We start from the raw sequence: 22,197 nt of genomic DNA, 5'->3' as shown, positions 1-22,197 counted from the left end.
GGCTCAACACCGTCGCTGACCACCTCCCGCTCCCCGACCAGATCCAACCCGATCCCGGGCCACATCCCCCGCTTCACCGCCGGACAGCCCAAGTGGTTCGCCGCCGTCACCTACAGCGGCAAGAACAACAAGTACGCCCGCGTTCTGATCATGGCCGAACAGGCCAAGACGCAGCGGTGGGAGATGGTCGCCGCCGTCGACCTCGACGACAAGAAGCAGGTCCCGGAGATCGCTTTCGACGCGGACGGCTACGCCACCGCCATCGACGCGACCTCCGCCAAGGCCGTCGCCGCCCCAGACGACGTGCTGCGTGCCGCCGTGATCGACAACTTCTCAACTGGCTGCGACCTGACCGGCAAGAAGGTCTTCGCCACGACGAAGACCTCGAAGCGGCAGATCAAGGTCCACGACGAGACGATCCACGAGTTCGGCAGCCGCGGCACCACCGAGTTCTCCTCCGCCGTCACCGAATTCCCCGACAGCTACGCGCTCAAGACAGCTGATGACCGTGCCCTCGTGGTCCTCGCACACACCCACACCCAGCGCGACGCCGTCGCCCACTCCGGGCTGCAGATCGTGCCGGACAAGCAAGACCGCGCCTGGCTCGGCACCACCCCGAGCCCTTCCTTCACGTACACGTTCACCTGCTCCGACGTGGCCACCGTCCCCACCACGCCGGGGAAGTCGCAGCTGATCGGCTACACCTGCCGCCGAACCGACGCCGAGGGCCTGTCCATCTCCGCGTGACCACCGCAGCCCCGAGGAGCCACGTGGACGAGGAACTACCCTTGCATGTAACTGAGTTCGCCACCGCGCTCGCCGACCGCCTGCCCGGCCGGTGGCAGCCCGGTCCGGCGACAACACTCATCGCCCAGGACGCCGCCAGCAACCGCATCTGGGACAGCGGCCCCCTGGCGTACACCGCCTTCGAAGCCGCCGACGTGCAGCGATGCGTGCTCACATCCCCGCACGGACTCCAGCTGTACGTCATGCCCCGCCCCCACCGCCCGGATGAGTACCTGGTGCTGCCGATGCTGCCCGCCGGCACCAGCCACGAGCACGTCCAGGGTCTGAAGAATGCCCCGCGCGGCATCGCCGTTCCCGCGCATCCCGCCCGCGCCGCAGCCGCCGTACGCCGCCGCTTCCTGATCGACTACCGTCTCGCGGCCATGTCGGCCTGGCGCCACGCGAGTCCCGGCCGCCTGTTGGTGGAGATCCACTTCGACGCCGAGGCCCGCCCGCGCATCACCTGCACCTACGGCCGCGCCCTCACTCATCTCCTCGCGTACGGCGGATTCCTTCTCGACCCCGCTACGGGCGAGTGCCACCTGCCCAAGGACCTCCCGCCCGAGCAGGCCGCACGCCAGCTCCACCGCAGCGTCGCACGCCTGGAAAGCCTGGACTTCACCGTGGCCGTCCGTCCCCCGCACAACCCGGTTGGAACCGCCGACCGGCCCGTGACGCCACCGGCCGACCGGCACCCGGGCAGGCGCCGATGAGTCTTGCCGACGACGCCTTCATCGACGCTCGCCTGGCCTACTGGCAGCGCCACATCACGCAGACGGCCGCGAGCCTCATCCCACCGCAGACCGGTCCGGCACGCGCTGCCCTCGGGCCCGTGCTGGACCAGCTCGTCGCCGTGTACAACCTGGCCTCCGGCCTCGTCGCCGACCTGCGCCAGTCCGCCGACGGCTCCCTCGCGACGAGCGATGCGGGACGCGCGTACCTGTCCCAACTGGCCACCGCGCTCGCACACAGCAACCGTGCTGCAACGCACCTGAGCACGGCCGTGATCGGCCTCGCCGACACCCACCGGCTCACCCCGCGCCCCGGCACCGCCGCCCCCGTCGAGAGCCAGCTGGCCGCCACGCTCGGCCACGCCGCCGCGCTGCGCAGCCTGAACCGGGCCCTGGCAGCCGTCACCAGCCCCCTCACCGACGCTCAGCCCAGTACACGGCCCCCGCCAGCGCACGCTGCCGCCGAGCAGCACCACCGTGCCGCCGACAGCACCGGCACCCACCCCGTGCGCCGCCGCCCCTGAAATTCCGGGTCAACCATCAACCGTCCGCACGTCCTTGGAGCACTCCTGGCCACCCGTTCCTTCATCGCCCGCCCCACCGACACCGGCTACGCCGGCGTCTACGTCCACTGGGACGGTTATCCCAGCCACCACCTCCCCCTGCTGCTCGGCGCCCATCAGTACCGCTTCGGCGGTGACCTCGACGCCCTGTGCTGGCACCTGATCGACGAGGCGCCCGACGGCTGGTCCCAGCTGGGCACCGACCTCCTCGACGGCGCCCCCGAACCCCTGCGCGCCGAACTCGTCGACAGCGACGAACACCCCAGCAGGAAGCTCGACAACGTCCACGTCATCACCGTCGGCGCAGCCGAGCCCGAGCCGTGGACCGTCACCGAGACCTCCCACCGGGGCCTGGACTGGGGATACGTCCTGCACCTGCACGGCATCGAAGTCATCCCGCTCGACACGGAGGACCGCGGCCCCATCGTGGCCTGGGACACCGACCCCAGGGCCCGGTTCAGCAACAGCCCCTACCGGTGGCGCCCCGGCCACCCGGTCCCGGCGACCCTGCCGCCCCGCACGACGGCCTCGACCATCACCTCCGGCCCTGCGGCGCTCACCGCCCGGACCACTCCCCGCCGCTGACACAACTCCCCTCATCCGTTTACCTGTCCCGGAGAACTCTCTGCCCGCGCCATCCCCCGCCAAGATCACGGTCGTCATCGCCACCCAGCTCAAGCCCGAGCGGCTCGGCCACCTGACGGCCATGTACGAAAGCCTCACCCGCCAGCAGGTGCCCTGGGAGGCGGTCGTCGCGCTCGACGGCGCCGACCCCGCCCGGCTCCCGGCCCCGCTCGCCGCCGATGACCGCGTCCGCGTTCTGCCGCTGCCCCGCCCGGTAGGGGCAGCGTGCGCCCGCAACCTCGCACTCAACGAAGTGCGCACCGACTACATCAACTGGGCCGATGACGATGACGAATTCAGCGACCACGCGATGGCCGTACGGCTGCGCGTGCTGGAGGCGACAGGTGTGGGCTGGTGCGCGGGATATAGCCAGGACCTGCGCCCGGACGGGTCGACGACGCTGTGGCGGTGCCCGACCCCGCCCGGCCGGCACAAGGCCGGGGACGTGTGGATGTACTGGAAGAGGCCCGAGGACACCATCCCGATCGGCCCCACCACCATCCTCGCCCGCACCGACCTCGTGCGCGCCGCCCCCATGGGCGGGCTCGTCCAGGGCGAGGACTACATCGCCGCCCTCGGCGTCACCAGCCTCGCGCCCGGCATCCTGCTGCCCCTCCCGGTCTACCGGTACCGCCAACACCCCGGCCAGATGACCCGCCAGGACGCCTACGACGCCCTGGAGGCCAGCGCTCGGCGGCATGCGTGGAACTTCGGACGCAGCCTGCGGACCGCCCTCCGCGGCCTGAAGCCGAGTAACGCGAGCGAGGCACGCTGATGTCCACCTCCGCCACCCAGGCCGCCCTTAACTACCTGGGCCGGCGCCTGGACGAACTCGCCGACGCCTTCCCCACCAGCCCTGCGGCGGTCGACGTGGTCACGCTGACGGACGACATCGGCATCCTGGCCCACCATCTGCAGTACACCACCGAGCGCGCACAGGACCGGTTCACCGTGCCCGAGACGGTCTACCTGCCGGAACGCGACGCTTTGGTTCGGCTCGCGGAGGCCGCTGCCGGTATCGCGGGCGCCCTGGACCTGCTCACCGAGGCCCTGACCTACGCCGCGACCGGCTTCCACCGGGAGGCCCTGCCGGACCTCGCCGCCTCCCCTCTGCGCAACGACCCCGAGGTGCGGACTATCGCGGCCGAGAAGTACGCCGAGGCCGCCGCCCGGCTTCGCGAAACCGTCACGGCCCTGCGCCCTGCGCCCGCACCGGCGCCACCTTCCACACCGCCCTCGGCCGCGCTACGGACGCAACCGCCTGCCCATGCCGGGCCTCAACCCCGGCAGCGATTGCAGCGCTGCCCCCCCTCGAAAGAACCCCGCATGCCTTCCAATCCCCCTGCCGAGATAACGCTCGTCTTGAGCGCCAGCGCCGGCATCGTCGCCGTCGCTCACGGCGAGCAATACCAGTGGGCAGAGACCGCACTCAAACTCGTCGGCTTCCACCGACGCGACAACGGCGCGTTCGCCCTGGCGGTCAAACATCCGCAGGCGGCACGCGACGCCGTGCACCAGCTGATCCGCACCGCCCGCCGCCACCAGGCCACCGTCACGGCCAGCAACAGGCGCTACCTCGGCGACGTCGCCGACGAAATAGCCGCCCACCTGCCGGGCCCTTGGCGCACCAAGGTAGGCGTGCACAACCACCCGGTGTGGCAGCACGACCTGCTCCCGTGGCTGTGGGACGCCGGCGAACTGGCCCACGCGATCCAAACCGAGCGGCTCCCCTACACGGCGATCCTGACCGACGACACGGGGATCGAACTGCTGCTCTTTGAACGGCCCGGACACCAACACGACTACCTGCTCGGCGCATTCGCCCCGAACGGCTTCGATGAACACGTCGCCAAGACGAGTCCGCCGAGCAGCATCGTCCTGCCCGCCGCGCCCGAGCAGGCCGCCAATGCGATCGCCAACCGGTTCCTGCCCGCCTACCACCACGTTCTTCACACCCGGCGGTGGGCCACCGTCGCCTTCGCACTCGAGCGGATCCGCGAGGAGTACGACGCCAGGCAGGCGATCACGGAGTCCGGCCGCTTCCGCGACGGCAGCCCCATGAACCCAGGCCACATCCCGGACCTGGAAGGGCAGTCTGCCGACTTCACCTGGCAGGAGTTCCGCGACGTCCTCACCCACGCACCGGCCCTGCTCGATCAGTGCCGCCCCGCCACGACCGCCTGGCCCGAAGACGCCGCCACACTGGACCGCCTGCGCGAAGCCCTCGCGCAGGGCACCGGGATCCTGGCCGACTGGAACGCCCGGCTGGACGACCTCCGCCAGACTCCGGCCGCACTGCCGGCCGAGACGTACGGGGACGCGAAGGCCGAACGCGACGCGCGCATGCTGCCCGTGATCGAGGCATGGATGGCCGACTGTGAAGTGTTCCTGCGCCAGGCCAGCGCCGCAGCCCCGCTCCACCCGCTCGCCGCACACAACCACGCTGTCCGCGCGCTCCCACCAGCCCTGCCCACGCCTCCCTGTGCGCGTTCCGCGCGCCGGTGACCCGAGAAGAAAGACCCCGCACCTGTCTGACCACTTCCGCTTCAGCGCCCACCCCGAACACGGCTTCGTGGCCATCGCCACGGCGAACATCCCCCCACACCTGGCCCAGTGGTTCCTGGCCCGTGAGCAGTTCGAGCCGGTACCCGATACCCCGGGCCTGTACCGGCTCGCCCACCCCGAGCAGGACGGAGTGCGCCGCACCCGCCAGGCCGTCCATGACCTGCGCCGCCTCGGGTACGCGGTGCAGGCCGAGCCCGCCCTCGACCCTGCCCGTACCCCCGGCCCGCCGCAACCGGCCGTACGCAACGGGCTGACGGAGCGCCGCACCCGCGTCGCGCAGGCCGCCGCCACCCACTCTCCGCAGCAGGCACCCCCGCTCACGGCCACGCCCATGTCCGGCCACCCGGGCCCACAGCCCGCCGCTGCGGCACCGGCTGCCGGACCCGGCCGATCGGCCGGACCCGCACGGGGCCGGTGAGCATGGGAAACGCAACGATCCGGATCACCCGGGACGAGCTCGGAGTGGTCGAGGTCGACGGCTCCTACGACGCCTTCGCCGCGAGCATCCTGGCTCGCGCCGGATTCGAGACCTTCCCCACGCTGCGCGGCGTCTGGGTCCGGCTCCCCTTCGACCTCGGCCGCGCCTGGGAGAACGAGCACGCCAGCTGGGCGGCCGACATGCTCACCGCCGCCCGCTACCGCGTCGACCTGGACCCGGACCTGCGACCCGGCCCGCCCGGCGGATCCGCGCCGCCGGCGGCCCGCCGTACGAAGGCCGCGATCACCACCCAGCCCGCACCGCCCGGCAGCGCCCGGCACCCTCGCCGCTGATCTCTTGAATGGAAACACCTCTCCCCAATTGACCACGACTGATCACGCTTCGGGCCAGGCCCCGGCCGCCGCCTCGACTTCCTATCGCGCCGTACTGGGCAGCCGACATGTCGCCCGGCTGCTCGGCGGCACTCTCATCGGACGCATGCCCAACGGCATGGCGCCCGTCGCCATCGTGCTCCTGATCACCTCCCAAGGCGCCTCCCTGGCCTCCGCCGGACTGCTGAGCGCCCTGTACGGGCTGGCCGGCGCACTCTCCCAGCCGGTCAAAGGCCGCCTCATGGACCGTCATGGCCAGATGCCGGTGTCCGCACCCGGCGCAGTCATCAACTCCGGCTGTCTGCTCCTCCTGCTGGTCGGAGACGATCCGACCCTCGCGCTAGCCGCGGTCGTGCTCGCGGGCCTGTGCTCCCCTCCCCTGGAGGCAGGACTGCGGGCCTTGTGGCCCACCGTCCTGCCCGACCCTGGCTGGCGCCGAGTCGCCCTCGCGCTCGACACCGGCTCCCAGGGCCTGCTCTACATCGCCGGCCCGCTCCTGGCCGCCGCGCTCGCCACCGCCTACGGTCCCCCCGCCGCGATCCTCGCGACCGTCGTGCTGGGCCTTGTGGGCACGACCGTGGTGCTCACCGCGCCCCCGTCCCGCACCTGGCACCCGCAGCACACCGGCGGCTCCACTGCGGCCGGGCTGCACAGCACGCCCCTGTCACTGGTCTTCCTGGCCCATGCCGGCTTCGGAATCGCCCTCGGCGCCATGAACGTCTGGGCGGTGGCCATGGCTGAACTGCACAACATGGAGCTGCTGTCCGGGCTGATCCCCGCCGCCTTCGCCACTGGCAGCTTCCTCGGCGGCCTGCTCTACGCCCGCCGAGCCTGGCCGGGCTCGCCCATCGTCCAGCTGCTTTCGGCCGCGGCCGGATTCTGCGCCGGCTGGCTGCCGCTGTTCGCCCTTCCCGGCCCTCACTTGGCCACCGTCGTGGTCACCGTGCCGGGCGTGTTCCTCACCGTGGTGATCGCCTGCGGCTTCACAACCGCGGACGCCCTCGTGCCAACTCAGCGGAGAACCGAAGCGTACGCCTGGCTGATCGCCTCGGTCGGCGTCGGCCAGGCCGCTGGCACCGCCCTGGCCGGGGCCCTAGCCACCCACCGCCTCACCGCCGCGGCCCTGCCCGCGGCCGGAGCCGCCCTCGCCGTGACGGTCCTCGCCGCCGCCCGCCACCGCATCACCGCCCGCGGTGACCACTGAGCCCACCACCGTCGTCCCATCTGTTTCCACCTCAGCGACTCCTCGGTCCCCAATAAGGGCGGCCACCGCTGGTCCGAGGCCGACACGCCCACCGCCCCGTGGACATCGCCACCGCCCCGCTTCCCATCCCTCACCTCTGAAAGGCCCCTTCCGCCTTGCCCCACCCGTCTTCGTCCGTCTGGGACCACCACATCGAGGACTGCACGGTCTGCACCTCACCCGACCGCGACGAGCCGGCCCTACTGCGCTGCGCCGTCCTCACTCTCCTGCAACACGGCGTCTTCATGGTCGAGGACGACATCCCGCTGCCCGAGATCCTCAGCGACGGCGGCCACTACCTGCGCGGCCTGGCTTCGTCCCTGGGCGGCGACGAGACCACCCCGGTGCCCAGGACCGAGCACTGGCCCTGGGTCGACGCCGAACTGCGCCTGGCCGTCGCCCGCGCCGCAGGTCTGGACGCCGCCAGCACCCTCGATGCCCGGATCGACGGCGTCCTGGCCACCGCTGCCCGCCGGACCCCTCGGCGCCAGGCGGATCTCCTCGATCGCGCCGCCGAGCAGTTCGCCGAGCAGCACGCACCCGCCTCCCACACCCTTTGACCCGCCGGCGCCCGCGCCGCCCCAACACAAAGGAGAATTCCCGCCCATGGCCGTCCAGAAGACCTGGACCGTCGTCCACGCCTGTGGACACGAGATCACGCACGACCTGTCCGACCGCCCTGCCGACCGGCGCGCCGGATTCGCCCGCTGGCTCACCGAACGCGACTGCACCGACTGCTGGAAGGCCGCCCGCGACGGCGACAGTGCCGGCAAGGAGGAGTGGCTCGCCGCCCGGCGCGCCGAAGAGCAGCAGGCCGCCGCTCAGTGGGCCGAGCAGTTCGAGATGCCGCCGCTGGAGGGCACCGAACGCGCCCAGGACTGGGGCGAGCGCTGCCGCCACCAGCTAGCCACCCGGGCATACGCCGCCCTTGTAACCGAAGGAGCATGGGACGAGACCGACTGGACGGTGCTGGAGGAGAAGATCCGCACCGTCACCCGGGCCGGATGGTGGATCGACCACAGGGATGCCGAAGGCACCGATCTGCCCGAACTCCTCGACGCCGCCACCGAACACGACCGCGGCACCGAGAACCCGTACCGGTAGCCGACCAGCGGTTATACCCCACGATCCCCGGTTACCGAAACCGGGGATCGTCCGGAGCATTGATCCTCCCACCGCCACCCCGTGCCGCTCGTGGAAGGACCCCTGCTGTGCCCGACGCTCCCGGCCCCTCGCACATACCCGCCGCCTGGAGACCCACCATGGAGACGATGACCTCCAAGCGGGACATCACTCACGCCCATTTCGTCGCCGGCGACACGATCGTGATCCCCACAGGCGTCGCCGACGGCCATCTGTCGGGCGACGTCATGACCATCGTCGCCCCCTCCTGGCACACACTGACGGACGAGGACGGCTGGCGGCTGCGCAACCCCAAGGGCGGCGAGCGCACCTTCATCACCGCCCACCCCCGCTACATGATCCACCTCTCCCGCCACTGCCCCGACTGCCTGATCTACCGCCGCGCCCTGGAGGACTACGTCCTGCCCAAGGTGCCCTCGGGGAGCGGGTCCTTCGACTGCGGCTGGTACTCCCTCACCCACCTCAACCAGCTCGTCCACGTGCACGACGCCCGATGTGGCCGGTGACCCTCCCCACCCGCCGCCCCGGCCGGGCCCTGACGCTGCTGCGCATTAGCGCCGACGCCACCGCAGCCATCCCCGCAGCTCACTGGCCGACGCAGCTGGCCGCCAGTCTGAGCGAACTCGACGCGACCTGGCAGGAATCCGCGCAGCTGTGCGCCGACGTCGCGTGGACAGCACGCGCCGCCGGCCACAGTGTGCTGGGCCTCCTCCATCTCGAAGACGTCCTCGCCCCCGGACCCGACCCGGTCGCCACCCGGGCGATGCGGCATCTGTACCTGAGCGCCCTGCGCTACGACTTCCGCTGCCCGACCCTCGCCTCCCTCATCGAACAGCTCGCGCCGCAGGAACGTGACGGCCTGGACTGCTACAGCCGCGCCCTGTACGCCTTCGCCCTTCTCGGGCAGTCCCGGCCCGAGGGCCTCGCCCTCATGCGGGAGGTCCTCGACGATGCGGACGACCACGTCAAGACGTTGCATGTGCTGCTGCACGGGCTGTGGCTCGGGCACGACCTGCCCGGGCGTGAGGAGCAGATGCTGCAGATCCTCGGCCGTCCGCCGTTCGCCTCCCGCACCGACCCGATCGCGCTGTTCCGTGAGGCTGGCGCCCTGCGCGGGCTCGGCGAGTACCGGGCCGCGCTGGCGTCGATCGACCGCGCCCTGGACCTGCTGCCGCCCGGCGACGTGTCCGTCCACGCCGACCTCGTCCGCGAACGCTCCCTGATCGGCGCGGTCCGCGACGTCCGGCACCTCGTCGGCCGCCACGCGGAAGGGATCCATGGATGATCCCGCGTGTGCACGTCCGGAGCCTGGAGGCTGCCGAGGCCCTCGCCGACGCTCTCGACCACCCGGTGTCCGATCGGGAGGGTCTGACCGGGCACACGGCGGTCGCCCACTGGCCCGGCCTGGACCGCTTCACCCACGACGACGAGCAGCCGACCTGGACGTCGCAGGAATGGACGACACATCTGGACGTCCCCTCGTGGAATCATCCCTTCGCCGCGAGTCCCCAGGAAGACCGCTTCGCCATCTGGCACGCCGATGTGCGTCTCGCCCCGGTCGACCGCCTACTCACCGGCCCGGAGTGGTCGGAGATCGCCCACCGGCTCGCCCGAGCCGCCGGCATCGCGACACCGGGCGACACAAACGGCTGCCTCTGGATCGCCGTCCAGGCCCAGCCCCGGCGCCTCGACCTGATCGCCAATCTCATCCGCGCCGACGGCACTTGGACCACCCAGCCCGACCTGTACCGCCGACTGATGACAGAGTGCCAGCGACTCGAGACGGACCTCGGTCTCCTCCAGCCCTTCCACGCCCCTCCCGCGCCTCACGCCACTGCACCAGCCCGCCCCGCCGCTCCCACCGCAGTCGGCCCCACGGCGCAGCTCGCCCAGCTGCTTCACCAGCTCGCCGACGAGGCAACCGGGCCACTGGCCACCGTGCGCGCGCTCGTCGAGCGCGCGGCGCACCGCCTCGGTCCCCTCCCCCACGCCTACGGCCCCGCCTCTGAACACCAGCTGGAGTGGATCGCCCGCCGCCTGCACGGCATCCAGCAGGACCTCAACACCGTCGCCGCAGACCTGTCCGCCGCGTCCCACCAGACGGTTCCCGCCCCCGTGCGGCCCGTGGCCCGGCCCAAGGCAGCGTCCGCCCGTCCTCGATCAACTACCTAGAAAGTTCCCGCCCGTTGCCCCTGGCCGACCACCTGCTGACCCTGAGGCGCGATGTTCATTCCGGCGAAGTTCTCGCCCGCGGCGGAGCCCCCGAAGCCCCCAGCGTCCTGCAGCGCACCGGGTTCGTCCTCGTCGCCCGGCTCCACGAGCACTACCACCGCCTGCCCACCGGCCTCGACGAGGGCGAGGAGCAACGCCGCGCCACCCGTGCGGTGGCCCGGCTGCGCGCGGTCCACTACCACGTCGACTGCGACGAAGCGTTCGACACCGGCCGCCGCGAGCCGTACGAGCTCCCGCTCGGCGCCCAGGTCGCGCACCTCGCCGAACGTCTCCGTCAGGCCACCACCACGGACGACGCCGCCGACATCCTGACCGAGCTGACTGCCACGCACGACGGTGTCCTGACGGCCCTGGGCGACGTACTCGTCGCGGCAGCCGACTTCTACGAGCACCTCGGCCAACCCTCCGACCGGTACACCGCGAAACGGCTGCGCCACCTCGCCGAGAAACCGCTGCAGACGCTCTGGTCCGACCTCGCGCACACCCGCAACGACCTCGCCGACCGGCACCAGCCCCACACCACCCGGCGGCCGTGCACCGCCGAGACCGGCCCGGGCGAGACGGAAGCGTCAGCCGTCCGTGCCTGCCCGCCGCCCCAAATCCCCACCATCCCCAGTGCCCTCCCCACCACACCTGCCCCGACCGGCCGCCGGAGATGAGCCACCACCCTTTGCCCCCGAGGAGACTCTTGCCCGCCCCCGACGACTCCCTTGCCTCCTTCGCCGCAGTCCTGGCCGGCGAACTACCCGGCCAGTGGATCAGCCAGTACCACCCCGACCGCGGAGGTAACACCGACCACGATGAACTGACCGCCGATGTCTGGGACATGGACCAGGTCGCCGACGCCATGGCCGAGTACATCGTCGACCACTGCGCGGTCCTGACCCGCCGCGCGGACGGCACCCGGCTGTTCATCATGGACCGCAAGGGCCACGACGACGGCTTCCTGATTGCTGCCATGGCGCTTGAGGACCTGCCCGTGGAGGCGTTCCGCGGCGTCCGCGAGCCCGACGGCATCGCAGTCGACGAAGACCCCTTCCGCGCCGCCAAGCACGTCTCGTTGCGCCTGCTGCCCCGCTACGAGAAGGCCCTCGCCCAGGTGCGGGACAACGCCTCCCGCCTCGCCGCCGAACAGGCCGGCACGCAGGAGCGCGTGGTGCTGACCTGGTCCGGCGAGGACCTCGTGACCGCCAAGCCCGACCGCGACGACATCGCTAAGGCCCTCACCGAGCACGGCTTCGTAGTCGATGAGGCTCGGAACCTGTTCGTGCTGTCCGACGGGGATTCGGCCCGAGTAGCCGCATCCGTCCGCGCCGTCGGCCACCGGCTGTCCGAACTCGGCGTCGGCGTCCTGCTGTCCCGCCCGCCCGGCCGACCCGCCCCGGACACCGCGCCGGCCCAGCCGCCCGTCTCACCGGCCCGGTCCCCGCACCGAACCCGTTGACAAGCAGGAGCGGGGCTGTCACGGAGCCGCCCCGCCGCAACAGGAGATCCATCCCATGGGAAACCGCGCCGACGAGGAAGGCACCGACGTCGAGATCTACCGCAAACCCCTGACCGACACCGTCCACGCCGACACCCCCACCGGAGCCCCCGAGCAGCTCCTCGCGCTGCTCGACCAGCTCGGCTTCGAACGCAACACCGTCCAGCCCGCAGGCGACGCAGGCCCGACCTACGTCTGGCACGAGGTCCCCGCCCACCTCGGCGAGGACGAGAAGAAGCGGCTCGCCTCCCGCGCCGTTCCCACGCTGCTGATGGCCGGATACGTCGTCCACATCCCCGACTACCTCTTCGACGAATCCGCCTACCGCGGCGCCGTCGCCCAGATCCGAGCCCAGCGCGCCGCACCCACCACCCCCGCACCCTCAGCCGGAGGGTCCTCACGTGCCCGAAGCTCCCGCCGCGCCAGCTGACTTCGCCCAGGCCCTCTCTCCGTCCCGCAGGAGCCCGATGCCCCACCCCACCGTCGCCTATGTCCTGGCGACGCCCGGCTACCTCGCCGGCGGCAGCGACTGGGAACATCTGACCGAGTGGCTGCTGCGCGGCCACGGCTGGCGGGACGTGTCCACGATCGACCAGCGCACCGCCCTGGCCAGCCCCGATGGCCGTCTGCACGTCGCCCTCAACCGCCGGGGAGCCTGGACCTGGAACCTGCGCGCCACCACCCCCGCTGGGCGCGAATGGGCAGCGATCCTCGGCGCGCACCTTCCCGTCGAGTACGTCACCGCGCTCGTGGATGCCATGCTGCGGCCTGACTCGAGCCACCGCCCTGATGTCCTCGGCCCGTTGCACGCGGCAGGCTGGAACGCGGACGCCGCTGCCCCCACTCCGACGGCCGTGTCACCGGACGGCCTGGTCCGCTTCACCGAGGAGACCGCACTCAGCCCCACGCGCGGGCCCTGGCACGCCGCCTGCACGGTCGACGGACATACCTGGTGGACCGCCACCTTCAGCACCCACACCCCGCCCGGCGTCGTCACCGCATTCACCCGCAGCCTCGCCTCACCCGACCCGCTGCCGCGGATGGCCATCGGAACACCGCTGTACGGATGCGGGCCCTACACCCGTCTCACCCAGACCCCCCACGGCTACGACGACGAGCAGGCGCTGCTCGAAGCACGGATCGCCGAAATCCGTGGCCGCCGCGTCGCCGGCACATCACCTGCCGCACTACCAGCCCCTACCGGCCGCCCTCCCCTCGCCCGCCCCCGCTGACCACACCCCCACGTCCGTTCATCACCCGCTTCAGGAACTTTCCGTACCCCTCGCACCACGCCAAACGCCGCCACCGATCACCGCTGATCGTCCACCCCGCCTGGCCGTCTTCCTCTTCCGCCGCTACCTGCGCGCCTTCGTCCAGAGCACACGAGGCAGGGCCAACCCGCTGGCCACCGGCCGCCCCGAGTCCGCCCTGGACGAGTCCCGCCGCCTCGGCCACCACAGCTAAGTCCCGCCCCGACGTTCCGATCCAGGAGGCCCGTGACCGACCCGCCCGTTCACCCCGTGAGACTCGCCCAGGAGATCGCCGACCAGATCGGCCGACTGTCCGAACACCTCGCGCTCGCTCCACCACGCGAGGCCGCCCACATCCTCGCCACTGTCCTCGACCAACACACCGGTGTCCTGGGCCGGTTCACCGCTCTGATGGCCACCGGCTCCCAGTTCGCCAAGCACCACTCTGAACGCGGCATCCTCCCGCCGAAGGTATGGCTGGCGGTGGGTCGCGCCGCCAACGAACTCCACAGCATCGGTCTGGACCTCGACGAGCACGTCGAACAGCTCGACGACCTCGCCAACCCAGCGGCACCGCCGCTGCCGGCGACACCGAAACCAGTCGCCTCCGCCCTCGTCGTCAGGCGGCGCCGATGAAGAAGCAGTGGACCGGCTGGGGCGCGGGGCAACAGCCCCAGCAGCACTACCTCATCCAGCCCCGCCATCTGGCCGGCGGTGGCGACCTGCGGCACGTCACCGAATTCCTGCGCGCCTCCGGCTGGAAGGACAAGTCCTCAGGGGGCCGCCTCGTCTTCGACAGCCCCGACAGCACAGTCCGCGTCGGCTACGACCCGTTCACCCAGCCCGGCGGCTGGACCATCTCCGGCAAGCCAACCGCGCAGCAGGACGCTTGGCATGCGACCTTCGGCCGCCAGGTCCCCGTGGAGATCGTCGCCGGGTTCACCGACGCCCTCACCCAGCCCCGCTCCGCGCACGCACCGAACGTCTGGGCCCCGCTTCGGCAGCAGCGCTGGAAGACCGAACACGATGGGCAGTTCACCGCGACGAGCCCGGACGGCGACGCGTTCGTGCAGTTCCACACCGACCAAGCAGGACAGGCCCACTGGTTCGCCGGAGCCCGTACCGAGCATGGCCGGACCTGGGACGCGACGTTCACACCGACCACCCCGATGTATCTCATCCAGGCGTTCACCACCGCTCTGGCCGATCCGCAGCCAGTGATGCGTCCGCGCGGGCACGTCCCACCGTCCAACCGGATCCGCACCACCTCCGTCTCCGTGCTGCCTGAAGAACTCAGCGCCTGGCAGCAGGCCCGGATCACCGCTGCCCGCGCCGCGACCTGGGCGCGCAACTCCTGGGGCACCACCCGACCCCGCCGCGACCCCGCCCCGGGCCCCTACTCCACGGCCAGCCGCGCACGTAGCCGCTGACCAGACACGACCGCGCCCCTGGGCCGACACGGCCCCCGCACCCAGGAGCCTGCCGCCCGCGCCCGCTCCCCGCTCAATTCCGAGGACCCTTCATGCCCGACCACTTCCCGGACACGGACGTCAACCCCACCCCCGACGACATCCGCGACGCCGCCGAGACCCTGTCGCAGCTCACCGTCTATCTGCGCGGCAACCCCGACCTGCCCACAGCGCTCGCCCTCATGGAGCCGCTGCTCGACGAATACACCGGCCTGCCCATCCAGCTCGGCGATGTGCTGCGGGCCTTCGCCCGAGCGGTCGCCAACAGCCCGGCACTGCGCAGCGCCGACTTCCGCGCCCTCATCGCCGATCTGCGCACCGCGGCGTGGGAGCAGACCGAACAGCACACTTTGCACTACGCGCTCGACGAAGTGCGGGCCCTGCTGCACCAGGAACCCACGACAGCGCAGGAGCGTTCGTGACGCTGTCGGAGCGGCAGCTGACCGAGTACGCCGATCAGATCGCCTGGCGCATCCCGTTCGACACCACGCCCCGTCACCTGGCCGGCCCCGGTGACGCCCGCTACGTCACACACAGCCTGGCCGCAGCCGGATGGAATCGCACGTCCGACCCCCTCGGCCCCGACATTGTGCTCACCAGTCCCGGCCTGCGCTACAGCCTGCAGTTCGACCCGCAGTCCACCACCAGCGCCTGGTGGCGGCTGCGGGCCAAGGCAACCGCCACTGAACCCGGCTGGTACGCCGAGTTCGGAGAACTCCTGCCCGCCGAGGTCCTCGCCGGGCTCACCGACGCCCTTGTCGCCCCGCCCCGCAAGCCGCAACCGGACCCCTGGCAGATGCTGTCCACGGCAGGCTGGCCGGTCGATGACGACGGCCGGGCCCACTCGCCCGACGGCATGGTCGCCGTGGAAACCCGAGCGCGGGGCAGCAGCGACACGGCCTGCTCCTGGCACATCGACGCCGGCAAGCACGAAGGCGGACCGCGCCTGTGGCACGCCTCGTTCGCGAGCGACACCCCCACCCATCTGATCGGGGGATTCATCGCCGCGCTCACCAGCCCCGAGCCACTCCAGCGCGGCATGTTCGACCGCGTCGCCCACTACAGCGCCGTACAGAAACCCAGCCCGCTCACTCCCGAGCAGGTCATCGACGTCTACCGCAGCCGTATCGACAGCCTCCGCCGCCGATCCCGCGCACACAGGCGCCGCCAGCAAGCCCTCACCACCACGCCGGCCCCGGCGACGCCCCCTCGTACGACGCCCACCGCCCACAGCCGATAGCCCAATCCACCCATGGAATCTTTCCGTGCCCTCACCTCCATCGCCCTCGGCTCATGCCGAGCTGCTGGAGCAGCTCGGCCGATACCTGCACGAGAGCGAGAAGATCCTCTCCGACTGGGACACCTACTCCGACCAGCACACCGACGCCGACGGCTGGCCATACGACGACGAGACCTACGGGCGGCGCGCCGCCCACCGCGACGCCGACACCGCCAAGGCGTTCGAGTGCGTCCGCAAGGGAGCACACCAAATGCTCGCCACCGCCGAGATCCAGCTCACCGCCCTGCCCGCCGGCGCAGTACAGGCCCGCTGGGCGTGGCAACTCGCCACCCTGCGCGACGCGCTCGACCGGCTCGAGGCCCTGCACGATGAGTGGCTGCAGACCCGCGAGCATCTCCCCGCCGGCACCGGGACCGAGGTCTTCGACGACGCGCTCGCCGTCCACCACGCCGAGGCGTGGAGTGCCCTCGATGACTGGGCCACCCACGGCCATGTCATCCGGGACATTCACACGGCCGCCCGGCACGCCCCCTCGGCCCTGGCCCCGGTCGACCGCGACAGCGGTCCCGCTCACCGGTTTGGCGAGACCGGCGCGGAGGTGACCGTGTCCGACACCGACACCGACGGCGTCAGCTTCGGCGCCCCGCGTCACCTGGCAGGAGGCGGCGACCCCAGCATCGTCACCACGCACCTGCGCGAGCACGGATGGCGGGAACTGTCTGAGCCCGGCTGTCTGCGCACAGACCTCGAAAGCCCCGACGCGACCATCCGACTGTGCCTGGATCCGGACCCGGAACGACCGTGGTGGACCATGCTCGGCATCCCGCCTCACGGCCCCCTCTGGCACGCGACCTTGCAGGCACGCACCCCGGCCGAGTTGTTCGTCGCCTTTACCCAAGCGCTGACCCACCCCGACGAGGCACCCGACACCGACCCCTTTCAGATCCTGCACGACGCCGGCTGGACCGGCCCTTCGCCAACAAGCCGCACGACAAGAGGCAGCCACCGGACGAACTCGTCACCTGGGACCTACGGCACGACGAGGACGTCACCGACTGATACGTACGCTGCCGCAGCCACGGAAGACCACCCCAGCCGCCCGCATCCGGTAGCCACCTGCCCACGACTCCCGCTCCCCTGGAACTGCGCCCTGCCCAATCACACCACCCCCAGTACCGACGGCTACGACCTCGCCTTCCGCGTCCTGCTCGGCGCCCTCGCGATCGCCGTCCCCCTGTCCAACCTCGCCTGGCTGTGCGGCAACCTCATCGTCCAGGCAATCCACTCCGGCCCCTGGGCGCCGTACCAACCGGTCAACGCGCTCCTTCACCCCAGCCGACTCTGGCCAACAGCCGGAGAAACGTCCCTGCTCATCGGTGCCCGCATCATCCCCGTCACCGTCATGATCGCCCTTGCCGTCACCGCCGCACTCGTCTGGTCGCGGCACAAGAACTCCGCAGGCGGGCGGAAAAAGAAGATCACCGGGATGGCCAAGCCGAAGGACATCGAGCCGCTCATGGCGAAGGCCATCACCGCCAAGGCCCGCTCCCTGCGGCCCAGCTTGAAGGCCAAGCACATCGATGCCGCAGACACCGGCATCCTGCTCGGCAACCTCCAGGGCACCCGCCACGAAGTCCGCATGGGGTACGAGGACGTCGCCGTCGCAATCATGGCGCCCCGCTCCGGCAAGACCACTTCGCTCGCGATCCCCTCCATCCTCAACGCGCCCGGCCCGGTCCTGCTCACGTCCAACAAGGCCGCTGGTGACGCCTACACCGCCACGCTCGACGCCCGAGCGGTGGTCGGTCGGACGTGGGAGATGGATCCACAGCAGATCGCCCACGCCGAACGTGCCATGTGGTGGAACCCGCTCGCGGACGCCAAGACCCTCGACGGCTCCGGACGCCTGGCCGGCCACTTCCTCGCCGCGTCCGTGGACGCGAGCCAGCAGGGCGACTTCTGGTCCAAGGCGGGATCCAACATCTTGAGCCAGTTGTTCCTCGCCGCGGCCCTGGACGACCGGCCGATCACCGACGTCATGCAGTGGCTGGCCTTCCCTGCCGACCGCACCCCGCTGGACATCCTGCGCGATCACCAGTTCACCGCGGTCGCTGCCCAGCTCAAGGGCACCGTCGAAGGTCCGCCCGAGACCCGCGACGGCATCTACGAAACCGCCCGCCAGTACGCCGCCGCCCTGCTGAACTCCGAGATCGCCGCCTGGGTCACCCCGCAAAAGGACGTCCCCGAGTTTCGCCCGTCGGAGTTCGTTCGGTCCACCGACACCCTCTACCTGCTGTCGAAGGACGGCGGAGGCGGAGCGTCAGCGTTGATCGCGGCGTGCGCGGACTCTGTGATGCGCGCGGCCACTGCGCAGGCCGAACGCGCCGGTGGGCGCCTCGACCCGCCCATGCTCGCGATCCTCGATGAGGCCGCCAACGTCTGCAAGATCAGCGATTTGCCGGACCTGTACTCGCACTTGGGCTCGCGCGGGATCATCCCGATCACGATTCTGCAGTCCTACCGGCAGGGCCAGAAAGTGTGGGGCGACGCGGGCATGGACGCCATGTGGTCCGCCTCCACCGTCAAGGTGATCGGCTCCGGCATCGACGACCCCGATTTCGCCGACAAACTCTCCCGCCTCATCGGCGACCACGACGTCGAGACCACCTCGACCTCCATCTCCGAGTCCGGCAGGTCGACCTCCGTGTCGATGCGGCAAGAGCGGATCCTGCCCGCAGACGCGATCCGTGCCCTGCCCAAGGGCACCGCCCTGTGCTTCGCCACCGGTATGCGCGCCGCCATGCTCGACCTGCGCCCCTGGTACCTCGAGCCCGGCGCCGACACCCTAGCCGCTGCCTCCGCCCGAGCGTCGAAGGCCATCACCGCCCGCGCCGTCGCGAAGCACACACCCAAGCGAGGCGACTACGGCACGGCGGCCTGACCGGGCGGCGCCACCCCTCGGATCGCGCTCACCGCCCCCGAACCTCCGGAGCACCATGGCTCTCACCGACCACCACGACGTCTTCATCGGCTCAACCGGCGACGGATGGACCTTCGTCGTCCTCAACCGTCCTCTGCGCAACGCCGCCCGCGTCCTGACCGCGGCGGGGTTCACCGCCCGCAAGCACCAGGGCCGCACCCTCTACCTCCTGCCGCCCGAGACGGCCGAGGACGCGCACGAGCGCGCCGGTGTCGCGGCCTACGGGCTCATGGCCCACACCCTGGACCTCGTCGACCTCGCCTGGACCACGCGCCAGCACGGCGCAAGCCCGGCCACCCAGCCCGACGTGTCCATCGGCTTCGCCGACGGCACGGTCACCGCGACTGCGGACACGGACCAGGCCGGCGCCATCCTCGTCCAGTACGGCTTCGCGCCAACGGGGGCGAAGCAGCAGTACGGGCTGCCTCCCGAGCTCGGTGAACGCGACGCACTCAGTGCCGTTGTCCGCGCCGAGGCCCACCTCTATGCCGACGGCATCAGCGTGCGCATCGACCTCGGCATCGCCACCCCGCAGGACATCCCGCCGGCACCAACCCGCAGCGCAGCTGCTACCGCACCGCCGCCCACCACACAGGTCAAGCGGCGCAGCCACTGACCACCGTCCGTCCCACTCGGAGCAGCACCATTCACCAGATCGACCTGCAAGCTGAGATTGCCCGCCTACGGCAACTCGGAAGCGACTTTGAGGACTTGCACAGCGAGATCCGCTCGCTCACCCTCACCCCCGGCACCGACGCCCGGCAGCAGCTCACGTCGAAAATCGTGGCCACGAACGAGCTGGTCCAACGTGCCATGGAACGCCTCGCCGCTCTCGACGGCAGCCAGTACACCGCTGTCCCCGGCAGCCGCCCGACCCTGGAGGCGCTGGTCTCCGTCGTCTTGGCTGCGAGCATCGCCGCATCCGACCTGGCCTGCGCGCTGGAAACCAATCCGCTGGAGGGCGCCGCGTTTCCCGGCCCGCCGGTCGATGAAGCGGCCGTGCGCCAGGCACGGCACGCGGAGGCGGTCCCGACCATGGCGGGGCACCTCGCGGATGCCGCCCACCAGCTCGACTTGGCCCACACCGGCTGCTACTACCTCGCCAGCGGCATCACCCGGGACCTGAAGCAGCACGCCGAACAGAACCAGAACCAGGCGACCCCGCCGCCGAAGATCACGGACAGCCAGTACGCAGTCCTCGCCCGGCTGTCCGCAGGCGGCGGCACCCGTTATGTGATCAGCCGATACGGCGTGCTCAAGGCCATCGACAAGGACCGGGCCACCGTGAACGTCGCCACCCTCAACGCCCTGGTCAAGCGGGAACTCGTCGCTGTGGACACCACGACGCCTTTGCACCAGGGCCAGCGCCTCCGCGTCACCGCCGAAGGCCACCGTGCCCTTGCCCATCACAAGCCCACCACGGCCCCCACCCGAACAGCGGTCGTGACGCCTCCAGCAGCGAAGCAGGCAGCGGGACGCACGCGATGACCAGCACCAACCCACCCGGCCCGCCATCTCCTTCCACCGGGCACAGCGGCACCCAGTCCCGCGGTCCTGCCGAACCGCCCCTCTCCGCCGCAGAGCTGTCCGCCATCACACGCCGTATGACGTGGCAGCAGCGCGCCGCCCTGCGGGTTCTCGCCAGGACACCCAGTCGAGTCCGGCAGCGGAACAACGGCTCGCAGTACGTGGGCACCCAGACCTCGTCGCACATCGCGATCACCACGTGGCACGCCCTGGAACGCAAGGGCCTGGCCTACCGCGACCACACCGCCCACCCCGCATCCCTCATCGGCCAGCGGCTGGCACTTATCCCCAAGGGACTGGCTGTCCTCTACCACCTCGCCCAGGCCACCTTCCCGTCCTCGGCGACCCGACTGTGGCCACCCGCTCCGCCGCGGCATTTCACCGCACACCCCAGCGCCCGCGACGCCCGCGCACCCCACTCCCGGCGCTGCGGCTGACCACCCGCGCCCCACGAGGTCCGCTCCTCGCCATCCGCCCGCCCGCTCACGCGGCCAGTCGCCGTCCAGGCCGAACAGCTTCCACCAGCGCCGAGTGGGCGGGGCACGGCGGCGGCCCTCAACTGATCCCCCTCTCCGGAGTGCCTCTGTGCTCAATCTGCCTTATGCCACCGAGGTGTTGTCGGTCTCGGCCGCTGACGGCACTGCGCTGTCCGTCTACCGCGACACCCCAGCCCGCCCGCGGCCCGACGGCGCGACGATCGTGCTGGTGCACGGCGCGTCGGTCACCGCTGACCTGTGGCGCCTTCACACCCGGCACCTGACCAGCCCGGGCTTCAACGTGCTGCGCTATGACCAGCGTGCGCACGGCCGCACCCCGCGCGGCCAAGCACCGCTGACCATCGAGCAGCTCGCCGACGACCTGCACCACATCCTGCGCGCCCTCGCCCCCACCGGACCGCTGGTGCTCGCCGGCCACTCCCTGGGCGCCCTCGTCCTCCAGGAACTCGCCGCCCTGCACCCCCAGCTCCTGCCCCGGATCCGGGGCATGGTGCTGCTGTCGGCCACCGCCCACGGCGCGAGCGTTATGCCCGGCCACAGCCCGCGCGCCCTGCTCCTGGCCGCCGGACGCAGCCTGTTCGCCCTGACCTGCACCCACGCACCCCAGGCCGTGGACCGGGTGCGACGCCTGCTCCCCGACACCCACCCCTACACCCTCACACCCCGCCCCAGCACCGGACCGCACGACAGACCGCCGCCGTGCCGCCACGGCGTACGCCACACCCCCACCGCCGATCTCGCAGCGCTCTGGCAGTCCCTGCGCCGCTACGAAGCGCGCCACCTCCCCGTGCTGGAGCAGCTCGGCGGTCAGCTGCTGCTGATGGCCGGCGCGGACGACCAGCACATCCCCGCCGCCCACACCGCACAACTGGCCGACCGACTGTGCGGCGCCCGCCTGGAGATCCTCCCGCGCACCACGCACGCCCTACCCATCCGCCACCCGGCACTCATCAGCGCCCGCATCGCACACCTCGCCGCCGGGCCGCACTCCGACTCTCACCCCCCGAAGGACCCGCCATTTCCGAACTCCCCGCTTTCCGAGCAATTTCACTAG

The 22,197-nt window shown here is 71.3% G+C and carries 28 protein-coding genes and 1 pseudogene; 28 read left to right on the top strand and 1 reads right to left on the bottom strand.

Annotated features, from left to right (window positions below):
- Positions 1–150: 150 nt before the first annotated feature.
- The 3 genes from ACFY9I_RS23515 to ACFY9I_RS23505 are packed head-to-tail and all read left to right on the top strand — an operon-like array spanning position 151 to position 2,041.
- On the top strand, positions 151–747 hold the full coding sequence (locus tag ACFY9I_RS23515; protein ID WP_391004641.1) for a hypothetical protein: 597 nt from the start codon (positions 151–153) through the stop codon (positions 745–747).
- 41 nt (positions 748–788) lie between these two features.
- Positions 789–1,499, top strand: a complete 711-nt coding sequence (locus ACFY9I_RS23510) for a hypothetical protein (protein WP_391004639.1) — start codon at positions 789–791, stop codon at positions 1,497–1,499.
- Complete coding sequence (locus ACFY9I_RS23505; RefSeq protein WP_391004637.1) at positions 1,496–2,041, top strand: hypothetical protein; 546 nt, start codon at positions 1,496–1,498, stop codon at positions 2,039–2,041. Before ACFY9I_RS23510 ends, ACFY9I_RS23505 begins: the two co-directional genes overlap by 4 nt.
- A 9-nt stretch (positions 2,042–2,050) precedes the next feature.
- Here ACFY9I_RS23505 and ACFY9I_RS23500 read toward each other — a convergent pair whose 3' ends face one another.
- Positions 2,051–2,368 carry a hypothetical protein gene (locus ACFY9I_RS23500; RefSeq protein ID WP_391004635.1) on the bottom strand — a complete coding sequence of 106 codons (318 nt, stop codon included), beginning with the start codon at positions 2,366–2,368 and terminating at the stop codon, positions 2,051–2,053.
- A gap of 138 nt (positions 2,369–2,506) precedes the next feature.
- Between ACFY9I_RS23500 and ACFY9I_RS23495 the strand changes: the two genes are divergently transcribed.
- The 25 genes and pseudogenes from ACFY9I_RS23495 to ACFY9I_RS23375 all read left to right on the top strand — a co-directional run bounded on the left by ACFY9I_RS23495 (position 2,507) and on the right by ACFY9I_RS23375 (position 22,197).
- Positions 2,507–2,665 (top strand): hypothetical protein, encoded by a 159-nt coding sequence (locus tag ACFY9I_RS23495; RefSeq protein ID WP_391004633.1) that lies wholly within the window; start codon positions 2,507–2,509, stop codon positions 2,663–2,665.
- Between the two features lie 121 nt (positions 2,666–2,786).
- Positions 2,787–3,479 carry a glycosyltransferase gene (locus ACFY9I_RS23490; RefSeq protein WP_391004631.1) on the top strand — a complete coding sequence of 231 codons (693 nt, stop codon included), beginning with the start codon at positions 2,787–2,789 and terminating at the stop codon, positions 3,477–3,479.
- On the top strand, positions 3,479–5,209 hold the full coding sequence (locus ACFY9I_RS23485; protein ID WP_391004629.1) for a hypothetical protein: 1,731 nt from the start codon (positions 3,479–3,481) through the stop codon (positions 5,207–5,209). The genes ACFY9I_RS23490 and ACFY9I_RS23485 overlap by 1 nt, the downstream gene beginning before the upstream one ends.
- A gap of 67 nt (positions 5,210–5,276) precedes the next feature.
- Positions 5,277–5,687: a hypothetical protein gene (locus ACFY9I_RS23480; protein WP_391004627.1), complete on the top strand. Its 411-nt coding sequence runs from the start codon at positions 5,277–5,279 to the stop codon at positions 5,685–5,687.
- Between the two features lie 2 nt (positions 5,688–5,689).
- A complete protein-coding gene (locus ACFY9I_RS23475) occupies positions 5,690–6,040 on the top strand; it encodes a hypothetical protein (RefSeq protein ID WP_391004625.1) in 351 nt (116 codons plus the stop codon).
- Positions 6,041–6,068: 28 nt separating this feature from the next.
- Complete coding sequence (locus tag ACFY9I_RS23470) at positions 6,069–7,283, top strand: MFS transporter (RefSeq protein ID WP_391004623.1); 1,215 nt, start codon at positions 6,069–6,071, stop codon at positions 7,281–7,283.
- Between the two features lie 155 nt (positions 7,284–7,438).
- Positions 7,439–7,882, top strand: a complete 444-nt coding sequence (locus ACFY9I_RS23465) for a hypothetical protein (RefSeq protein WP_391004621.1) — start codon at positions 7,439–7,441, stop codon at positions 7,880–7,882.
- Positions 7,883–7,928: 46 nt separating this feature from the next.
- Positions 7,929–8,426 carry a hypothetical protein gene (locus ACFY9I_RS23460; RefSeq protein WP_391004619.1) on the top strand — a complete coding sequence of 166 codons (498 nt, stop codon included), beginning with the start codon at positions 7,929–7,931 and terminating at the stop codon, positions 8,424–8,426.
- A gap of 158 nt (positions 8,427–8,584) precedes the next feature.
- Positions 8,585–8,971, top strand: a complete 387-nt coding sequence (locus tag ACFY9I_RS23455) for a hypothetical protein (protein ID WP_391004775.1) — start codon at positions 8,585–8,587, stop codon at positions 8,969–8,971.
- On the top strand, positions 8,968–9,750 hold the full coding sequence (locus ACFY9I_RS23450; protein ID WP_391004618.1) for a hypothetical protein: 783 nt from the start codon (positions 8,968–8,970) through the stop codon (positions 9,748–9,750). Before ACFY9I_RS23455 ends, ACFY9I_RS23450 begins: the two co-directional genes overlap by 4 nt.
- Positions 9,747–10,637 carry a hypothetical protein gene (locus ACFY9I_RS23445; protein ID WP_391004616.1) on the top strand — a complete coding sequence of 297 codons (891 nt, stop codon included), beginning with the start codon at positions 9,747–9,749 and terminating at the stop codon, positions 10,635–10,637. Before ACFY9I_RS23450 ends, ACFY9I_RS23445 begins: the two co-directional genes overlap by 4 nt.
- A 14-nt stretch (positions 10,638–10,651) precedes the next feature.
- A complete protein-coding gene (locus ACFY9I_RS23440) occupies positions 10,652–11,356 on the top strand; it encodes a hypothetical protein (protein ID WP_391004614.1) in 705 nt (234 codons plus the stop codon).
- Positions 11,357–11,385: 29 nt separating this feature from the next.
- Positions 11,386–12,141, top strand: coding sequence for a hypothetical protein (locus ACFY9I_RS23435; RefSeq protein WP_391004612.1), 756 nt, complete (start codon positions 11,386–11,388; stop codon positions 12,139–12,141).
- Positions 12,142–12,196: 55 nt separating this feature from the next.
- Positions 12,197–12,610, top strand: coding sequence for a hypothetical protein (locus ACFY9I_RS23430; RefSeq protein WP_391004610.1), 414 nt, complete (start codon positions 12,197–12,199; stop codon positions 12,608–12,610).
- 37 nt (positions 12,611–12,647) lie between these two features.
- Positions 12,648–13,412, top strand: coding sequence for a DUF317 domain-containing protein (locus ACFY9I_RS23425; RefSeq protein ID WP_391004608.1), 765 nt, complete (start codon positions 12,648–12,650; stop codon positions 13,410–13,412).
- A gap of 264 nt (positions 13,413–13,676) precedes the next feature.
- Positions 13,677–14,066: a hypothetical protein gene (locus ACFY9I_RS23420; protein WP_391004606.1), complete on the top strand. Its 390-nt coding sequence runs from the start codon at positions 13,677–13,679 to the stop codon at positions 14,064–14,066.
- Positions 14,063–14,860, top strand: coding sequence for a DUF317 domain-containing protein (locus ACFY9I_RS23415; RefSeq protein ID WP_391004604.1), 798 nt, complete (start codon positions 14,063–14,065; stop codon positions 14,858–14,860). The genes ACFY9I_RS23420 and ACFY9I_RS23415 overlap by 4 nt, the downstream gene beginning before the upstream one ends.
- A gap of 92 nt (positions 14,861–14,952) precedes the next feature.
- Positions 14,953–15,321, top strand: a complete 369-nt coding sequence (locus ACFY9I_RS23410; protein ID WP_391004602.1) for a hypothetical protein — start codon at positions 14,953–14,955, stop codon at positions 15,319–15,321.
- On the top strand, positions 15,318–16,139 hold the full coding sequence (locus ACFY9I_RS23405; protein WP_391004600.1) for a DUF317 domain-containing protein: 822 nt from the start codon (positions 15,318–15,320) through the stop codon (positions 16,137–16,139). Before ACFY9I_RS23410 ends, ACFY9I_RS23405 begins: the two co-directional genes overlap by 4 nt.
- A gap of 250 nt (positions 16,140–16,389) precedes the next feature.
- A pseudogene (locus ACFY9I_RS23400) lies at positions 16,390–17,043 on the top strand (DUF317 domain-containing protein); the annotation flags it as partial.
- A gap of 246 nt (positions 17,044–17,289) precedes the next feature.
- Positions 17,290–19,080: a TraM recognition domain-containing protein gene (locus ACFY9I_RS23395; RefSeq protein WP_391004773.1), complete on the top strand. Its 1,791-nt coding sequence runs from the start codon at positions 17,290–17,292 to the stop codon at positions 19,078–19,080.
- 55 nt (positions 19,081–19,135) lie between these two features.
- On the top strand, positions 19,136–19,735 hold the full coding sequence (locus tag ACFY9I_RS23390; protein WP_391004598.1) for a hypothetical protein: 600 nt from the start codon (positions 19,136–19,138) through the stop codon (positions 19,733–19,735).
- Positions 19,736–19,830: 95 nt separating this feature from the next.
- A complete protein-coding gene (locus ACFY9I_RS23385; protein ID WP_391004596.1) occupies positions 19,831–20,607 on the top strand; it encodes a hypothetical protein in 777 nt (258 codons plus the stop codon).
- Positions 20,604–21,083, top strand: coding sequence for a hypothetical protein (locus tag ACFY9I_RS23380; RefSeq protein WP_391004594.1), 480 nt, complete (start codon positions 20,604–20,606; stop codon positions 21,081–21,083). The genes ACFY9I_RS23385 and ACFY9I_RS23380 overlap by 4 nt, the downstream gene beginning before the upstream one ends.
- A 148-nt stretch (positions 21,084–21,231) precedes the next feature.
- On the top strand, positions 21,232–22,197 hold the full coding sequence (locus tag ACFY9I_RS23375; protein WP_391004592.1) for an alpha/beta fold hydrolase: 966 nt from the start codon (positions 21,232–21,234) through the stop codon (positions 22,195–22,197).

This window comes from Streptomyces sp. NPDC012510 (genome assembly GCF_042955065.1).
Classification (GTDB): domain Bacteria; phylum Actinomycetota; class Actinomycetes; order Streptomycetales; family Streptomycetaceae; genus Streptomyces.
The sequence above is the reverse complement of the archived record's forward strand: the minus strand, read 5'-3'. Positions and strand labels throughout refer to the sequence as shown.